Source organism: Streptomyces sp. 5-10, from assembly GCF_014712245.1.
Taxonomy (GTDB): Bacteria; Actinomycetota; Actinomycetes; order Streptomycetales; family Streptomycetaceae; genus Streptomyces; species Streptomyces violaceusniger.
This window is the reverse complement of the sequence record NZ_JACVYG010000018.1, coordinates 62879-80161: the sequence shown is the minus strand read 5'-3', so window position 1 is coordinate 80161 and position 17283 is coordinate 62879. Positions and strand designations below refer to the sequence as shown.

At 72.4% G+C, this 17283-nt stretch carries 16 protein-coding genes; 5 read left to right on the top strand and 11 right to left on the bottom strand.

Annotated features, from left to right (window positions below):
• Nucleotides 1-35 precede the first annotated feature (35 nt).
• The 8 genes from aroC to rpsD all read right to left on the bottom strand — a co-directional run bounded on the left by aroC (nt 36) and on the right by rpsD (nt 8964).
• A complete protein-coding gene (aroC, locus tag IEJ02_RS21375; RefSeq protein WP_191066331.1) occupies nt 36-1220 on the bottom strand; it encodes a chorismate synthase in 1185 nt (394 codons plus the stop codon).
• Nucleotides 1221-1411: 191 nt separating this feature from the next.
• Nucleotides 1412-2239, bottom strand: a complete 828-nt coding sequence (locus IEJ02_RS21370) for a shikimate dehydrogenase (protein WP_191066330.1) — start codon at nt 2237-2239, stop codon at nt 1412-1414.
• A 6-nt stretch (nt 2240-2245) separates the two neighbouring features.
• Complete coding sequence (gene mltG / locus IEJ02_RS21365) at nt 2246-4042, bottom strand: endolytic transglycosylase MltG (RefSeq protein WP_191066329.1); 1797 nt, start codon at nt 4040-4042, stop codon at nt 2246-2248.
• 91 nt (nt 4043-4133) lie between these two features.
• Entirely contained in the window at nt 4134-4598 is a 465-nt protein-coding gene (ruvX, locus tag IEJ02_RS21360) for a Holliday junction resolvase RuvX (RefSeq protein ID WP_191066328.1), read from the bottom strand.
• 2 nt (nt 4599-4600) lie between these two features.
• Entirely contained in the window at nt 4601-7273 is a 2673-nt protein-coding gene (gene alaS, locus IEJ02_RS21355) for an alanine--tRNA ligase (protein WP_191066327.1), read from the bottom strand.
• Entirely contained in the window at nt 7273-7602 is a 330-nt protein-coding gene (locus tag IEJ02_RS21350) for a DUF6167 family protein (protein WP_137980353.1), read from the bottom strand. The genes alaS and IEJ02_RS21350 overlap by 1 nt, the downstream gene beginning before the upstream one ends.
• Nucleotides 7603-7610: 8 nt before the next feature.
• Nucleotides 7611-8057: a DUF948 domain-containing protein gene (locus tag IEJ02_RS21345; protein WP_137980352.1), complete on the bottom strand. Its 447-nt coding sequence runs from the start codon at nt 8055-8057 to the stop codon at nt 7611-7613.
• A 295-nt stretch (nt 8058-8352) separates the two neighbouring features.
• Nucleotides 8353-8964, bottom strand: a complete 612-nt coding sequence (gene rpsD, locus IEJ02_RS21340) for a 30S ribosomal protein S4 (protein ID WP_046087713.1) — start codon at nt 8962-8964, stop codon at nt 8353-8355.
• Between the two features lie 193 nt (nt 8965-9157).
• Here rpsD and IEJ02_RS21335 point away from each other — a divergent pair, with 193 nt between their 5' ends.
• Complete coding sequence (locus tag IEJ02_RS21335) at nt 9158-9922, top strand: DUF2470 domain-containing protein (protein WP_370467097.1); 765 nt, start codon at nt 9158-9160, stop codon at nt 9920-9922.
• Between the two features lie 51 nt (nt 9923-9973).
• On the opposite strand, the gene IEJ02_RS21330 is transcribed toward IEJ02_RS21335, so the two are convergent.
• Together IEJ02_RS21330 and IEJ02_RS21325 are read right to left on the bottom strand one after the other, a co-directional pair.
• Nucleotides 9974-11362: a replication-associated recombination protein A gene (locus IEJ02_RS21330; protein WP_191066325.1), complete on the bottom strand. Its 1389-nt coding sequence runs from the start codon at nt 11360-11362 to the stop codon at nt 9974-9976.
• A 62-nt stretch (nt 11363-11424) separates the two neighbouring features.
• Nucleotides 11425-12066: a vitamin K epoxide reductase family protein gene (locus tag IEJ02_RS21325; RefSeq protein WP_223864203.1), complete on the bottom strand. Its 642-nt coding sequence runs from the start codon at nt 12064-12066 to the stop codon at nt 11425-11427.
• Nucleotides 12067-12282: 216 nt separating this feature from the next.
• On the opposite strand from IEJ02_RS21325, the gene IEJ02_RS21320 reads away from it, so the two are divergent.
• From IEJ02_RS21320 to IEJ02_RS21305, 4 genes are read left to right on the top strand one after another with little or no spacing between them, the layout of a single operon-like run.
• Entirely contained in the window at nt 12283-13155 is an 873-nt protein-coding gene (locus tag IEJ02_RS21320) for an ABC transporter ATP-binding protein (protein ID WP_191066323.1), read from the top strand.
• Nucleotides 13152-14012, top strand: a complete 861-nt coding sequence (locus IEJ02_RS21315; RefSeq protein WP_191066322.1) for an ABC transporter permease — start codon at nt 13152-13154, stop codon at nt 14010-14012. Before IEJ02_RS21320 ends, IEJ02_RS21315 begins: the two co-directional genes overlap by 4 nt.
• Nucleotides 13970-15265 carry a sensor histidine kinase gene (locus tag IEJ02_RS21310; protein WP_191066321.1) on the top strand — a complete coding sequence of 432 codons (1296 nt, stop codon included), beginning with the start codon at nt 13970-13972 and terminating at the stop codon, nt 15263-15265. Before IEJ02_RS21315 ends, IEJ02_RS21310 begins: the two co-directional genes overlap by 43 nt.
• Nucleotides 15262-15882: a response regulator gene (locus IEJ02_RS21305; protein WP_191066320.1), complete on the top strand. Its 621-nt coding sequence runs from the start codon at nt 15262-15264 to the stop codon at nt 15880-15882. Before IEJ02_RS21310 ends, IEJ02_RS21305 begins: the two co-directional genes overlap by 4 nt.
• 138 nt (nt 15883-16020) lie before the next feature.
• Here the strand turns inward: IEJ02_RS21305 and hisS are convergent, their stop codons facing one another.
• A complete protein-coding gene (hisS, locus tag IEJ02_RS21300; RefSeq protein ID WP_191066319.1) occupies nt 16021-17283 on the bottom strand; it encodes a histidine--tRNA ligase in 1263 nt (420 codons plus the stop codon).

Below are 17283 nucleotides of genomic sequence, written 5' to 3'. Positions count from 1 at the left end.
CAGCACGACGGCGGGGCCCTGGCTGACCTGCCCGCTCACCGGATGGCCAGGTTCTCGAGGAAGCCCCGCACATTGCGGCGGGTCTCGGTGACCGAGTCGCCACCGAACTTCTCCGCGACCGCGTCCGCCAGGACCAGCGCGACCATCGCCTCGGCGACGATCCCGGCGGCCGGGACGGCGCAGACGTCGGAGCGCTGGTGGTGGGCCTTGGTGGCCTCGCCGGTGGTCACATCGACCGTGGCCAGCGCCCGCGGCACGGTCGCGATCGGCTTCATCGCGGCCCGGACGCGCAGCAGCTCGCCGGTGCTCAGCCCGCCCTCGGTGCCGCCCGAGCGCTCCGAGGAGCGCCGGATGCCCTGGTCCGTGGAGACGATCTCGTCATGGGCCTTGGAGCCGGGCACCCGCGCGAGGTCGAAGCCGTCGCCGACCTCGACGCCCTTGATGGCCTGGATGCCCATCAGCGCGGCGGCCAGCCGCGCGTCGAGCCGGCGGTCCCAGTGCACATGGGAGCCGAGGCCCACCGGCACGCCGTACGCGAGCACCTCGACGACGCCGCCGAGCGTGTCGCCGTCCTTGTGGGCCTGGTCGATCTCGGCCACCATCGCCTTGCTCGCGTCGGCGTCCAGGCAGCGCACCGGGTCGGCGTCCAGCCTCTCGACGTCGGAGGGCTTGGGGTGGACGCCGTACGGCGCCTTCGCCGCGGCCAGCTCCACGACATGCGAGACGATCTCGATCCCGGCCGTCTCCTTGAGGTAGGAGCGGGCGACGGTGCCCAGCGCCACCCGGGCGGCGGTCTCGCGGGCGCTGGCGCGCTCCAGGATCGGCCGGGCCTCGTCGAAGCCGTACTTCTGCATCCCGGCCAGGTCGGCGTGGCCGGGGCGGGGGCGGGTGAGCGGGGCGTTGCGCGCGACTCCCTCGAGGATCTCGGGGTCGACCGGGTCGGCGGCCATGACCTGCTCCCACTTGGGCCACTCCGTGTTGCCGACCATGATCGCGACCGGGGAGCCGAGGGTCAGCCCGTGGCGTACGCCACCGATGAAGGTGACCTCGTCGCGCTCGAACTTCATCCGGGCACCGCGGCCGTAACCCAGCCGCCGTCGGGCCAGGGCGTCGGCCACCATGTCGGTGGTGATCGGCACCCCGGCGGGCAGCCCCTCCAGCGTCGCCACGAGTGCGGGGCCGTGCGACTCCCCCGCGGTCAGCCAGCGCAACCTGCTCAACGGTGCTCCCTCATGCGCGTGCCTCGACGTCCTGCGGCGCGGCCCGGTCCGCGCGACTCCGGCCCGCACTCCCGATCCTCCCACGACCGGGGCGTCCGCTCGGTTCGTGGTCCATGGGGTGGACGCTCGCGGCGCCCCGGGGAGGGGCCGGGGGCGGGCCGGACGGGCCCGATGAGGGGCCGTGCGGGGGCTCAGCGGGCGGCCAGCGCCTCGCGCATCGCGGCCAGCGGCGCCGGGGCGCGGCCCGTCATCTGCTCGACCTGGAGCACCGCCTGGTGCACCAGGAGGTCCAGGCCGCCGACCACCGAGCCGCCGCGCGCCGCCCAGGCGGCGGCCAGCGGGGTGGGCCAGGGCTCGTAGAGGACGTCGAAGAGCGCGCCGGGGCGGTCCGGTACGGCCGCGGTGAGCGCGTCCGTGGTGCCCGCGGGCGTGGTGGCGATCACCAGCGGCGCGCCGAGCGCCCCGGCCGCGTCGCCCCAGTCCGCCGTGCGCACCGCGACGCCCAGCCGCTCGCCCCACTGCCGCATCTCGGCGGCGCGGGCCTCGCTGCGGACGTACGCGGTGACCTCGCCGTCGCAGATCCGGGAGAGCGCGGCCAGCGCCGAGGAGGCGGTGGCGCCGGCGCCCAGCACGGCGGCGCGCTCCACGCGCCCGACGCCGCGCTCCCGCAGCGCCGCCAGCATGCCGGGGATGTCGGTGTTGTCCCCGCGCCTGCGGCCGTCGTCACCGAAGACCACCGTGTTGACGGCCTCCACCGAGGCCGCGGTGTCGCTGATCTCGTCCAGCAGCGGGATCACGGCGCGCTTGAGCGGCATGGTCAGGGACAGCCCGGCCCAGGCCGGGCCCGCGTCCTCGCCGAGCCGCTTGAAGAAGTCCGGCAGTCCGGTCTCGTCCACCTCGAAGCGGTCGTACGTCCAGCCGGTCAGGCCCAGCTCGCGGTAGGCGGCGCGGTGCAGTACCGGTGACAGGGAGTGGGCGATCGGCGAGCCGAGCACCGCTGCCCTGCGGTTTTCCGACATCTTTCCTCAGCCGTTGCTCTTGCGCTGCTTATTGAACTTGTCGACCCACTTCCGGTGATCCGCGTAGGTCTTGGAGAACTTGCTCGTCTTGCCGTCCAGCGAGATGAAGTAATACCAGCCGTCGCTGGTCGGGTTCATCGCCGCTTTCAGCGCGTCGTGGCCCGGATTTCCGATCGGGCCGGGCGGAAGTCCCTTGTAGAAGTACGTGTTGTACGGGTTGTCGTACTGCTTGATCTCGCTGATCGGGATATCGATCTTGCTCTGGTTCTTGATGTAGTTGTAGGTGGAGTCGAATTCCACCTTGCCGTAGGTCTCGGGGTTCGCGGGCTTGAGCCGGTTGTAGACGACCTCGGCCATCTTCCGGAAGTCGTCGTGGGTGATGCCCTCCGCCTGGACCAGGCTGGCCACGCTGATCAGCTGGAGCGGGGACTTCAGGCCCAAGTCCTTCGCCTTGCCCTCCAGATCCAGACCGGAGTAGTTCCGATTGGCCTCGGCGACCATCTTCCGCAGCACGTCCGCGGGCTTGGCGCCCTCGCCCACGCTGTAGCGGGACGGGTACAGGAACCCCTCCAGCGGATCCTTGATCTTGCTGTTGTCGTCGGCCCAGGAGGGCAGCCCGAGGTTCTTGGCCTCCTTCTTGGCGACGCCCGCGGTGGTCCCCGCCTTGAGGCCGATCTTCTTGTCGATCGCCGCGTAGATCGTGGCGTCGCGCATGCCCTCGGTGACGATCAGGGCGTTGCTGCTGCTGGGGTCGAGCATCAGCTTGACCGCCGCCGCGCCGGACATCTCCTTGCGCAGGGTGTAGGTGCCCGGCTGGACGAACTTGCCGCTGTCCTCCACGGCTTCGACGAAGGCGCCGCTGCTCTTGACCACGCCCTTGTCGGCGAGGATCGAGCCGATCTCGGCGTTGCCGGAGCCGGAGGGAACCTCCACCTCGATCCGGCCGGTGCCGTTGCCGGAGTAGTCGGGTGCGGGGCCGAAGCGGGTCTGCCAGAAGTCGTAGGCGTAGTAGCCGCCTCCGCCGACGGCGCCCACCAGGACGACGGTCACGAAGAGGCAGGCCACGCCGCTGCGGCGCTTCTTGGGCTTGCCCTTCTCGCCGGAGCGCTCGCCGTCCTCGCCGTCCTCGCCGTCGTCGTCCGCGTCATCCGCGTCGCCCCGGCCGCCGCCGTCGGTGAAGAACGGGTGGTCGTCCTCGTCGTCCGCCTGGAGGGGCGGCTCCTCGGGGGCCTCGCGCTGGCGCGGCACCTGGTGCTCCGCGGGCACCGTGGGCATCTGCTGGGTGCCCTGCTGTCCCTGGCCCGGGTAGGGGTCCTGCTGTCCCTGGCCCTGGTAGGGGTCCTGGCCCGGGTAGGAGGCGCCCTGGCCGCCATAGGGGTCCTGCGGGTCCGTCCCGCCGTACGAGCCGTCCTGGGCCGGGTAGCCCTGGGCCGGGTAGGAGCCGCCCTGGCCGGGGTACTCCTGCGGGTCCCGCTGATGCGGGTAGCCGGCGTCCTGGCCGTCCCACTGGGGCTGCTGATGCTGCGCTTGAGGGTCCTGCGGATAGCCGTGCGGATACTGCTGGTGCCCGTAAGGGTCCTGGCCGTACGGGCCCTGGGTGTAGGCGCCCTGACCGTAGGGATCCTGGCCGTAGGCGTCCCGCGGGTACGGATCCTGTGCGTAGGTGTCCTGCTGCGCGTAGGGGTCCTGTGCGTAGGGATCCTGGCCGGCCACCGCGCGGTGGCCGCTCCACTCCCGGTCCCCGTACAGCGGATCCTCGGGGTGCCACGGTTGGGAGCCGGGTCCCCGGCCGTACTCAGTCATCGATCCCCTAGCGACGGAGGTGGTCACCGCTCGGCGTGTTCGTGGCACGGGCGGCGGCGGCCATGCCGCGCGGAACGTTACCGTATCGCGATCAGATGACCACTTCGACGGCTTCCCCCGGGGCCCTCCCCGAGACCCGCTCGGTCTCCAGCGCGCTCTGCAGGATCACCACGGCCGCCGCCTGGTCAACGACGGAACGGCCCTTCTTGGACGTCATCCCGGAGGCACGCAGCCCCTGGGACGCTGTGACAGTGGTCATACGCTCGTCGACGAGCCGCACCGGCACCGGGTTGACCCGCCGCGCCAACTCGCGCGCGAAGGTGCGCACTTTGGCCGCGGCCGGCCCCTCGCGCCCGCTGAGCGAGCGCGGCAGGCCGACCACCACCTCGATCGGTTCGTACTCCTCGACGATCGCCACGAGCCGCTTGTGGGCGGCCGGGATGTCGCGTCCCGGCACGGTCTCCACGGGGGTGGCGAGGATCCCGTCGGGGTCGCACGAGGCGACCCCGATCCGGGCGTCCCCGACGTCGACGGCGATCCGCCTGCCGCGTCGCACGACTACCGGCCCGATTCCGCGACAAGCCGCTCGACGGCCTCGATGGCCTCGCCGACGGCCTCCGGGTTCTGACCGCCGCCCTGGGCCACGTCCGGCTTGCCGCCGCCTCCGCCGCCGAGCGTCTTGGCGGCGGTGCGGACCAGGTCACCGGCCTTGAGCCCGCGCTCACGGGCGGCCTCGTTGGTGGCGATGACGGTCAGCGGACGGCTGTTCGCCACGGTGAAGAGGGCGACGACGGCCGGGCGGTCGCCCGGGATGCGGCCACGCACGTCCAGGACCAGCTTGCGCAGGTCGTCGGCGGAGGTGCCGTCCGGCACCTTGGCGGCGACCAGGGCCACGCCCCGGACGTCCTTGGCGCCCTGGGCGAGACCGGCGGCGGCCTGGAGCACCTTCTCGGCGCGGAACCGCTCGATCTCCTTCTCGGCCTCCTTGAGCTTGCTCAGCATGCCGGAGATCTTCTCCGGGAGCTCCTCGGGGCGGCCCTTGACCAGGTCGGTGAGCTGGGAGACGACCGTGTGCTCCCGGGCGAGGAAGTTGTAGGCGTCCACGCCCACCAGGGCCTCGACCCGGCGCACCCCGGAGCCGATGGAGGACTCGCCGAGCAGCTTCACCAGACCCAGCTGGGCGGTGTTGTGCACATGCGTGCCACCGCACAGCTCCTTGGAGAAGTCGCCGATGGTCACCACGCGCACCCGGTCGCCGTACTTCTCGCCGAACTCGGCGATGGCGCCCTGCTTCTTGGCGTCGTCCATGCTCATCACCTCGGCGGTGACGTCGAGCTCGCGCGAAAGCACCTCGTTGATCTTCTGCTCGACGTCCGTGAGGACCGCGCCGGGCACGGCGGTCGGCGAGCCGAAGTCGAAGCGGAAGCGGCCGGGCGAGTTCTCCGAACCGGCCTGGGCGGCGGTCGGGCCCAGGGCGTCGCGCAGCGCCTGGTGGGTGAGGTGGGTGGCGCTGTGGGCGCGGGCGATGGCGCGGCGGCGCTTGATGTCGATCCGGGCGTGGGCCCCGGCGCCGACGGTCACCTCGCCGACCTGGACGACGCCCTTGTGCACGCTGACGCCGGGCACCGGCTGCTGGACGTCCCGGACCTCCACCACGGCGCCGGTGTCCAGCTTGATCCGGCCGGTGTCGGCGAGCTGGCCGCCGCCCTCGGCGTAGAACGGGGTGCGGTCCAGGACGACCTCGACCTCGTCGCCCTCGGTGGCGGCGGGCGAGGAGACCCCGTCGACCAGGAGGCCGACGACGGTGGACTCGCCCTCGGTGTGGGTGTAGCCGGTGAATTCGGTCAGCCCGGAGCTGTCGGCCACCTCGCGGTAGGCGGACAGGTCGGCGTGGCCGGTCTTCTTGGCCTTGGCGTCGGCCTTGGCGCGCTCCCGCTGCTCCTTCATCAGGCGGCGGAAGCCCTCCTCGTCCACCGAGAGGCCCTGTTCGGCGGCCATCTCGAGGGTGAGGTCGATCGGAAAGCCCCAGGTGTCGTGGAGCAGGAACGCCTTGTCCCCGGGGAGCACGCTGCCACCGGCGGCCTTGGTGTCGGTGACGGCGGTGTCGAGGATGTTGGTGCCGGCCTTGAGGGTCTTGAGGAAGGCCGACTCCTCGGCGAGGGCGACGGTCTCGATGCGCTTGCGGTCGGTCAGCAGCTCCGGGTACTGCTGGCCCATCGTCTTGAGGACGACGTCGACCAGCTCGCCGACGACCGGCTCGGTGGCACCGAGGATGCGCATGTTGCGGATGGCGCGGCGCATGATGCGGCGCAGCACATAGCCGCGGCCCTCGTTGCCGGGGGTGACGCCGTCGCCGATGAGCATGACGGAGGTGCGCATGTGGTCGGCGACCACGCGCAGCGAGACGTCGGTGTCATGGGCGGCGCCGTAGGCCACCCCGGTCAGCTCGGTGGCCTTGTCCATGACGACGCGCAGGGTGTCGGTCTCGTACATGTTCCGCACGCCTTGCAGGATCATCGCCAGGCGCTCGAGGCCGAGACCGGTGTCGATGTTCTTGCTGGGGAGCTCGCCGAGGATCGGGAAGTTCTCCTTGCCCTCGCCCGGACCGCGCTCGTACTGCATGAAGACCAGGTTCCAGATCTCCACGTAGCGCTCGTCGTTGACGGCCGGGCCGCCCTCCTCGCCGAACTCCGGACCGCGGTCGTAGTTGATCTCGGAGCAGGGGCCGCAGGGGCCGGGGACGCCCATGGACCAGTAGTTCGGGCCCATGCCCAGGCGCTGGATCCGTGTCGAGGGGACACCGATCACCTCGCGCCAGATGCGCTCGGCCTCGTCGTCCTGCTCGTAGACGGTGATCCACAGCCGCTCGGGGTCGAGGCCGTAGCCGCCTTCCTCCTGGGAACTGGTCAGCAGCTCCCAGGCGTAGCGGATGGCGCCTTCCTTGAAGTAGTCGCCGAACGAGAAGTTCCCGCACATCTGGAAGAAGGTGCCGTGGCGGGTGGTCTTGCCGACCTCTTCGATGTCCGGGGTGCGCACGCACTTCTGCACGCTGACGGCGCGGTCGAAGGGCGGCTTGACCTCGCCGAGGAAGTACGGCTTGAAGGGCACCATGCCCGCGGGGACCAGCAGCAGCGTCGGGTCGTCCGCGATGAGCGACGCCGACGGCACGACGGTGTGCCCGCGCTCTTCGAAGAAGCGCAGCCAGCGGCGGCGGATTTCAGCCGACTCCATCAGTGGTCCTCATTTCCGGCTTTGTGGAGCTTGTAGGGGGTGGTGCGGGTGAGCTCGGCCCGGCCCCGCTGGGCCGGGAGCCGCTTGCGGTCGTCCGGCGGTGGCGCGGAGAGCCCGAGCGCGTCCTTGAGCGCGGCCTCGCGGTCGGCCATGCCGTCCCGTACGTCGAGGGCGAAGACCTTCATCCGCCGGCCCGCCAGCACCGCGCGGTCGGCGGCCCGCGCCGCCAGGCTCTCCGGGGTGAGCTGGTTGAGCTTGCGGTTGACCTTGGTCGTGGCCCACACCCCGGCGGCGACGCCGGTGGTGAACCAGAATGTGCGGCGGAACATCCGGTCTGTCAGCCCTTCGATCCACGGTTGCGGCGGCCGCCCCAGCGGGCGGACGGCAGGGACTTGCCGATGACGACGGTGCGCGCGGGCGCGGGCTCGTCCTCCGCCCGCCCCTTGCGGCCGATCGCCCGCCGGACCCCGTAGCCGAACGCGGCCACCTTGACCAGCGGCCCGCCGAAGGCGGTGGAGACGGTCGAGGAGAGCGCGGAGGCGTTGGAGGTGACCTCCTGGACGTCGGAGGCGATCGAGTCCACCCGGGCGAGCTGGGTGTTGGCCTCGCGCACGGTCGCGGACGCCTCGCTCAGCAGCGGCACCGCCTGGTCGGTGACCTCCGCCACCAGCCGGGTGGCCGCCTTGAGCGTCTGGGCCAGCCTCACCAGCGCCAGCGCCAGGAAGGACACCAGGATCGCCCAGAAGACGGCCACGAGGATCCCGGCCACCTCTCCACCGGACACGTCGCACCGCTCCCTGTCGCCGCTCGTCGTCGTTGTGTCGTGTTGGTCGTGCTCGGCGCGCTGACGTGTCGTGATGACGCGTCGTTCGGCCTCGTCCGTCGCCCGCCGCTCTCGGGCGGTATCCGGGTGCGGGCGGCAGGTATCGACCTTATCGCGCCGCGGACGCGCACCCGAAACGGATAAGGGCCGCCGGACGCCCGGTCCGGACCCGCCATCGGACAAGCCCGCGGGTTCCCCGTCGACCGGTGTCGAGGGGAACCCGCGGGCTTGGGTGCGTACGGTCCGCTCCGCCGGATCAGCGGGCGTAGTACTCGACGACGAGCTGCTCGTCGCAGATCACCGGGATCTCCTTGCGGTTGGGGTCCCGGTCCAGGCGGAAGGCGAGCGCCTTCAGGTTGACCTGGAGGTAGCGCGGGGTCTCGCCGTCGGGGGCGTAGCCACCCTCGCGCGCCACCTGGAAGGGGACCTTCTCGCGGCTGCGCTCCCGGACCATCACCACGTCGTCCGGGCGGACCCGGAAGGACGGCTTGTCGACCTTGCGGCCGTTGACCTCGATGTGGCCGTGGGTGACCATCTGGCGGGCCTGGTAGATGGTGCGGGCGATGCCCGACCGCAGGACGAGCGCGTCCAGACGGCGCTCGAGCTCCACGACCAGCGCCTCGCCCGTCTTGCCCTCGGCCTTCCGGGCGCGGTCGTAGGCACGGACCATCTGGCGCTCGCTGATGTCGTACTGGGCGCGCAGCCGCTGCTTCTCCAGCAGCCGGACCTTGTAGTCACTGGTCTGCTTGCGGCCACGGCCGTGCTCGCCCGGCGGGTAGGGGCGGGCCTCGAAGTACTTGACGGCCTTCGGGGTCAGAGCGATGCCGAGCGCCCGCGACTTCTTGACCTTGGGACGCGACTGGTTCACGGGGAACGAACCTCCATGTAAGTTAGGTGAGCCTTACCTTAGCCGAGGAGAACGCATGTTTCGACCTGGGATCCCCCTGCCCAGCACTGGTCAGAGCCCCGAGGAGGGTCAGCCGCGTCCCATGGAAAGCACCCTGCGGCCCACGCCGGCAGAGCGCGTACGTACTCTCGTTGAATCCAAGGCTACGGCTTCGTTGACGATTCCCGGAATCGAGGCCCTGGACGACCTGGGGGCGGACGGTCCCGCCGCCCGTACGGTCGCCCCGGACGGGGATGTGCTGCTCCTGGTGCCCAGCGCCTCCCCCGCCGCCCGCGCCGCCACGCACGCCCAGGACGACGAGCTGACCTGCGTGATGGAGATCACCGACGTCGCCCCCGTCGCGATGCCCCACCGGATCCGCGGCCGCGCCCGGGTGGCCGGCTGGCTCACCCCCGTCCCCCGCGGCGAGCGCACGCACACCGCGGCGGCGCTGCTGGCCGAGCGGCATCCGGCGGGCGAACTGCTCGGCCTCGACCAGGCGCCGCGGCCGCCGCGGCGCGGAGGGCCGGCGGCCGGGGTGGGGCCCGCCGGGCGGGCCGCCTGGACGCTGCTGCGGCTGGAGGTCGGCGAGGCGTGCGTGGACGACCTGTGGGGCGCGGACGGCGTCGAACCGGACGACTTCACCTCGGCCGACCCCGATCCGCTGGTCCGGCACGAGGCCGATCTGCTCCAGCATCTGCACGCCGCGCACAGCGAGCAGGTGCGCGGGCTGTGCGCGCTGCTCGGCGACCGCTCCGGCCTGGTCTGCACCCGGGGCCCGGCCGTCCCGGTGGCGCTGGACCGCTTCGGTCTGCGGGTGCGCTTCAGGGACGAGGCGGACCGGCCGTTCGACGCGCGCTTCGACTTTCCCGAGCCGGTGCGGAACGTGTCCGAGCTGCGGTACGCGATGCACGCCCTGTTCGACGCGGCGGCGAGCTGAGGGCGTCCCCGGTGTGGGTGGGTGACGGGGCGGGGCTGCCCCCGGGGGCCGCTACGACGAGGGCGCGGCCGGGCCGTCGGCGGGCGGCGGCGGGTCGCCGCGCAGCCGGGCCCGCACCCGCTCCACCACATCCGCGTACCGCGCCTCGGCCCCGTACCGCGTGGGCTCGTAGTACCGCTTGCCGTGGATCTTGTCCGGTGCGTACTGCTGCGCCGCGATGCCGCCCGGCAGATCGTGCGGATACAGATAGCCCTGCGCGTGGCCGAGCTTCTTGGCGCCCTGGTAGTGGCCGTCGCGCAGATGCGGCGGCACCGGCCCGGCCAGGCCCGCCCGCACATCCGCCAGCGCCGCGCCGATCGCGGTGGTGGCGGCGTTGGACTTCGGCGCCAGCGCCAGGGCGATGGTGGCGTGGCTCAGGGTGAGCGCGGCCTCCGGGAAGCCGATCAGGGCGACCGCCTGCGCCGCCGCCACGGCGGTGGGCAGCGCGGTGGGATCGGCCAGGCCGATGTCCTCGCTCGCCGAGATCATCAGTCGGCGGGCGATGAACCGCGGGTCCTCCCCCGCCTCGATCATCCGGGCCAGATAGTGCAGCGCCGCGTCCACGTCCGAGCCGCGGATGGACTTGATGAGGGCGCTGGCCACGTCGTAGTGCTGGTCCCCGGCGCGGTCGTACTTCACCGCCGCCCGGTCGACCGCCTCCTCCAGCGAGGTGAGCGTGACCTCGGATTCTCCCTTGTCCAGGGCCGCCCCGGCGCCCGCCTCCAGCGCGGTGAGCGCCCGCCGGGCATCGCCGCCCGCTATCCGCAGCAGATGCGCCTCGGCGTCCTCGGGGAGGGTGACCGCCCCGCCGAGCCCGCGCTCGTCGGTGAGCGCGCGCCGCAGCAGCCCGCGCAGATCGTCGTCGGTCAGCGGCTCCAGGGTGAGCAGCAGCGAGCGGGAGAGCAGCGGGGAGATCACGGAGAAGTACGGATTCTCGGTGGTGGCCGCGATCAGCGTCACCCAGCGGTTCTCCACGGCGGGCAGCAGCGAGTCCTGCTGGGCCTTGCTGAAGCGGTGGATCTCGTCCAGGAAGAGCACGGTGTCCCGTCCGTACGCCCCGGAGGAGCGGCGCGCGCCGTCGATGACGGCCCGGACCTCCTTGACCCCCGCGGTGATGGCCGACAGCTCCACGAAGCGCTTCTGGGTGGCCTGGCTGACCACGTACGCCAGCGTCGTCTTGCCGATGCCCGGCGGGCCCCAGAGGATCACCGACGACGGCCCGGCCGGGCCGCCGCCGCCCTCGCCCACGAGCCGCCGCAGCGGGGATCCGGGGCGCAGCAGATGCTGCTGGCCCACGACCTCGTCGAGGGTGCGCGGACGCATCCGCACGGCCAGCGGACTGCTGGCCGGATCCTTCTCCTGGCGGTCCTCTGCGGCGGCGGTGAACAGGTCTGGCTCCACGCGGGAAGCCTATGCCAACCCACCGACAACGCCGCCGCGCGCAGGGGTCGGAGGGTGCGGGCTCAGCCCTGAGCGCCCGTCCAGAAGTCCCACCAGCGGGTCAGGATCAGCATGCCGATGACGCCGATCCACACCACCGGGACCACCCAGTGGAACTCCATGAGCCCGCGCCGCAGCCCGTCCGGCGCGGGGAGGTATCCGTGCCCGAGGTTGTGGCCGGTGACGTAGCAGAACATCACGATGGTGGCGACCCAGGCCAGGCAGCACCACAGGCACAGCGAGCCGATGACGTACAGCGACTCGTACTGCAGCCAGGTCACGAAGCCGACGCCGAAGAGCGTGCCCGCGTTGAAGGTCAGCCAGTACCAGCGCGGGAAGCGCGCCCCGGCCAGCAGGGACATGCCCACGCAGATCACGATGGAGTAGGCGACGAGGCCGAGCATCGGGTTCGGGAAGCCGAACGCCTGCGCCTGGTCGCTCTCCATGATGTTGCCGCAGGAGACGACGGGGTTGAGGCTGCAGCCGGGCGTGAAGACCTTACCGTCGGCCTTGTACTCGAGGATCTTGTTCTTGTCGATGGTGATGACCCAGGCGGCCAGCAGTCCCAGCGCTCCGGTGATCACGAGCAGGAGGGCGAAGGCACGGCTGCCTCCCGTCCCGACCCGCGCGCCCTCCCGCGCCTCGCCGGACTCCACGTCGTCCATCACTGTCGTCGCCATACTCGCCGTCCGTCGCTCTCCGCCGTCTCCAGCCCCACCGTCTCCGGCCCCGTCGGGCAACGGCCATTGTGCCGCACCCGCGGTCGCCGTAAGGCGCGCTTATCACGGTCATGCCATGGTGCCCTGTCCCCCGTTCGGAGGACATAAGACGGGCTTCCCGGTCGTCCCCGGGACCGGCGCGGCACCGGCACGCTCAGGGGCATGGCAGACGAAGCGGTACGGGTGCGCGGCCTCCGTAAGCGCTATGGCGCGGTGACCGCGCTGGACGGCGTCGACCTGGGCATTCGACAGGGCGAGGTGTTCGGCGTCCTGGGTCCCAACGGGGCGGGCAAGAGCACGACGGTGGAGATCCTCCAGGGCCATCGAAGCCGGGACGCGGGCGAGGTCACGGTGCTGGGCCGGGACCCCGCCTCCGGGGGACGCGAGTGGCGGTCCCGGGTCGGCATCGTTTGGCAGGATGAATCCGCCCCGGCCGAGTTGACGGTCCGCGAGACCGTACGGCATTTCGCCCGCTACTACCCCCGGCCGCGCGACCCCGAGGAGGTCATCGGCCTGGTCGGTCTCGAGGACAAGGCGGGCAGCCGGATCAAGGCGCTGTCGGGCGGCCAGCGGCGCCGGCTGGATGTCGCCCTCGGCGTGATCGGCGGTCCGGAGCTGCTGCTCCTGGACGAGCCGACGACGGGCTTCGACCCGGCGGCGCGGCGGCGGTTCTGGGAGCTGATCCGGCGGCTGGCCGACGAGGGCACCACGATCGTGCTCACCACGCACTACCTGGACGAGGCGGAAACGCTGTCCGACCGGCTCGCGGTCATCGCCGCGGGCAGGGTCGTGGCCGGGGGCACGCCCGCCGAGCTGCGCGAGCGGTACGGCGGCCGGGCGACGGTCCACTGGAGCGAACCGGGCGGCGGGGCGCGCCGGGAGGAGACGGAGACCCCGACCCGTACCGTCGCGGAGCTGATGCGCCGCTTCGACGGGGAGATCCCGGGGCTGCGGATCTCCCGGCCGACCCTGGAGGACGTCTATCTGCGGCTCACCGGACAACTCGACGAGCAGCCCGGGGAGGGCGCGCGATGACCACCACGACCACCACCTCCTCCACCGCCCGCCGCGCCTCCGGGGCCGCCCCCGGGCGGCTGCCCGGCGCCTGGACCCTCGGGCTGCACCGGGGCGTCCTCGAGCTCAGGCAGTTCTTCCGCCGACGCGAACAGGTGGTCTTCACCTTCGCCTTCCCCGTCGTCTTCCTGGCCCTGTTCGCCTCGATCTTCCGGGACGATGTGCGGGGCGCGGGCGTGACCGCCTCCCAGCTGTACGCCGCGGCGATGATCGCGTCGGGCGTGATGTCGACCAGCTTCCAGTCGCTGGGCGTCTCCATCGCGCTGGAACGGGACGAGAAGGTGCTGCGGCGGCTGCGCGGTACGCCGATGCCCCCGGCCGCGTACTTCCTCGGCAAGCTGTGGCTGGTCCTGGTCTCCGGGATCGCCGAGACGGTGCTGCTGCTGGTCGTCGGCGCGGCGCTCTTCGACCTCGATCTGCCCACGGGCGCGGCGACCTGGCTCACGTTCACCTGGGTCTTCGCCCTCGGGCTGACCGGCTGTGCGCTGCTGGGCATCGCGATCAGCAGCGTCCCGCGCTCGGGCAAGAGCGCCACCTCGGTGGTCGTTCTGCCGTTCCTGGTGCTCCAGTTCATCTCCGGCGTCTTCATCTCGATCGACACGCTGCCCGACTGGATGCTGACCGTGGGCGCCCTCTTCCCGTTGAAGTGGATGTGCCAGGGGTTCCGCGGGGTGTTCCTGCCGGACTCGGCGGCCGTGCTGGAGCAGGCGGGCTCCTGGGAGTACGGGCGGATCGCCCTGGTGCTGGGCGCCTGGTGCGTCGGAGGATTGGTGCTGTGTCTGCTGACCTTCCGCTGGAAGAGCCGCCGGGACGGCTGAGCGAACCGGCCGGTCCGCGCGATCCGGACGTGTACCACCGCACCTACCGGCGCTGGGACGTCTATTTCGCGATCGTCTTCGTGGCCACGTTCCTGTTCGTCCTGGGCGGATCGGACCCCGGGCCCGGACCGCGCGCGGTCGCGGCGGCCGTCTTCGCCGCGACCGCGCCGTGGTACGTGCTGGTCGGCCGGCCGGTGCTGCTCGCGGAAGCCGAGGACCAGCCCCGCGCGGTGGTCTATCTGGTGGGGCTGTTCCTGCTGTTCGTGGTGCCGGCGGCGCTGGTCGGCGAGGTCCGGACCGCGATCTTCGCGCTGACGCCGCAGTGCTTCATGCTGCTGCGGATGCGCAGGGCGCTGGTCGCGGTCACCGTGATCAACGTCGTGCCGGTGGTGGTGTGGGCGCTCGTGGAGCGGCCGGATTCCGGGGATCTGTTCTTCAACTCCCTCTTCGCGGCCGTCTCCTGGGCCTTCTCGCTGCTCATCGGCAGCTGGATCATCATGGTCCTGCAGCAGAGCTCCGAACGCGCCCGGCTGATCGCCGAACTGGAGGCCAGCCGCGAGGAGGTGGCCCGGCTGTCGGCCGCGCACGGCGCCCTCGCGGAGCGGGAGCGGCTGACCCGGGAGATCCATGACACCCTCGCCCAGGGCTTCACCAGCCTGCTGATGCTGGTTCAGGCGGTGGAGTCGGAGCTGGACCACGATGTGCCGCTGGCCCGCCGCCACCTGGGCCTCATGGCCCGTACGGCCCGGGAGAACCTCGCGGAGGCCCGGGCGCTGGTCGCCGGGGCGGGCCCGGCGGACCTGGACGGCAGTTCGCTCCCCGACGCGCTGCGGCGGCTGGCCGCGCGGCACGGCGAGCAGACCGGCGCCCCCGCCCGCGTCGAGGTCGCGGGGGCGGTCCGGCCGCTGCCCGCCGCCGTGGAGGTGGTGGCGCTGCGTGGCTGCCAGGAGGCGCTGGCCAACGCCCGCCGGCACGCGGGGCCGGGCGCGGTGGTGACCATCGCGCTCGGCTACGGCGAGGACGCGCTGCGGCTGCGGGTCCGGGACACCGGCCGCGGCTTCGACCCGAGCGCCCCGCGCGAGGGCTACGGTCTGGCCGGGCTGCGCGCACGGGCGGGCGAGGTGGGCGGCACGGCCGAGGTGGCCGCCGCCCCGGGCGAGGGCACGACGGTCGCGCTCGAACTGCCCGTCCGGCCGCCCGCCCCGTCCCCCCATCCCTCCCGGCCGACGGTACGAACGAGGAGTGCACGGTGATCCGGATCCTGATCGCGGACGACCACCCGGTGGTGCGGGAGGGGTTGCGCGGCATGCTCGGCGCCGAACCCGATCTGGCGGTCGTCGGTGAGGCGGACAGCGGCCCGAGGGCGGAGGCGCTGTGCGTCTCGCTGCGGCCCGATGTGGTGCTGATGGACCTGCGGATGCCGGACGGCGACGGGGTGGAGTCGATCGCCCGGATGACCGCCGCCGGGCTGCCGTCCCGGGTGATCGTGCTGACCACGTACGAGACGGACGGGGACATCCTGCGCGCGGTGGAGGCGGGCGCGGCGGGCTATCTGCTCAAGGACATGCCCCGCGCCGAGCTGGCCGAGGCCGTGCGCTCCGCCGCGCGCGGCGAAACGGTGCTGGCCCCGTCCGTCGCCGCCCGGCTGATGGACCAGCTGCGCGACCGGCCCGAGCGCCCCCGCCTCTCCGAGCGGGAGACGGCCGTGCTGCGGCTGGTCGCGGAGGGGTGCACCAACGCGGAGATCGGCCGCCGTCTCTTCATCGGCGAATCGACGGTGAAGACCCATCTGCTGCGGGCCTTCGGCAAACTGGGCGTGGACGACCGCACCGCGGCGGTCACCAGCGCGATGCGGCTGGGGCTGCTGTAGGGACGGCGAAAGGGGGCCCGGGAAGCTCCCGGGCCCCCTTTCGTGTGTCGGTTCGTGCGTCGCTTCGTGCGCCGGTCGGGCGAGGCCGGCTGCGTCGCTCGGGCGAGGCAGGCGAGGCAAGCGCGGCTCGAGCGGCGCTCAGGCGAGGCGTGCGCGGACCGCCTCGACCACCTCGGTCAGCGGGACCGGGGACTGCTCGCCGGAGTCCATGTCCTTCAGCTGGACCACGTCCTCGGCGAGGTCGCGCTCCCCCGCCACGATCGCGTAGCGGGCGCCGCTGCGGTTGGCGGCCTTCATGGCGGCCTTCAGGCCCTTGCCGCCGTAGGCGAAGTCCGTGGCGACGCCCGCCGCACGGAGCTCGCCGACCAGGCCGAAGAGGACCTTGCGGGCCTCCTCCCCGAGCGGCACCGCGAAGACGCTGACGGCGGCGGGGAGGTTCAGCTCGACGCCCTCGGCCTCCAGCGCGAGCACCGTACGGTCCACGCCGAGCGCCCAGCCCACCGAGGGCAGCGCCGGGCCGCCGATCATCTCGGACAGGCCGTCGTAGCGGCCGCCGCCGCCGACCGCGGACTGGGAGCCCAGGCCGTCGTGGACGAACTCGAAGGTGGTGCGGGTGTAGTAGTCCAGGCCGCGCACCAGCCTCGCGTCGTCCTCGAATTCCACGCCCCGCGCGGTGATCAGCTCGCGGACCTCCGCGTGGTACGCCTTGCACTCCTCGCACAGGTAGTCGCGCAGCAGCGGGGCGTCGGCCAGCTGGGCGCGCACCGCCTCGCGCTTGTCGTCCAGCACCCGCAGCGGGTTGATCTCCACGCGCCGCCGGGTGTCCTCGTCCAGGTCCAGGGCGCGCAGGAAGTCCTGGAGTGCGGCCCGGTAGACGGGGCGGCAGGTGGCGTCGCCCAGCGAGTTCAGCAGGATGCGGAAGTTCCGCAGCCCCAGCGAGCGGTAGGCGTCGTGGGCCAGGACGATCAGCTCGGCGTCCAGGGCCGGGTCCTCGGCGCCGATCGCCTCCGCGCCGACCTGCGAGAAGTGGCGGTAACGGCCCTTCTGCGGCCGCTCGTAGCGGTAGTACGAGCCCGAGTACCAGAGCTTGACCGGCAGCGATCCGGCCTTGTGGAGATTGGCCTCCAGGGCGGCCCGCAGCACCGAGGCGGTGCCCTCGGGGCGCAGCGCGAGTTCGTCGCCGCCCTTGGTGGTGAGGGTGTACATCTCCTTGGTCACGATGTCGGTGGACTCGCCGACGCCGCGCGCGAAGAGCTCCACGTTCTCGAAACCGGGGGTCTCGATGTAGCCGTAGCCGGAGCGCTTGAGCGGTGCGGCGATCGCCTCGCGCACCGCGAGGTACGTCGCGGAGGCCGGCGGGATCAGGTCATACGTGCCCCGGGGGGCTTTGAAGGTGCTCAA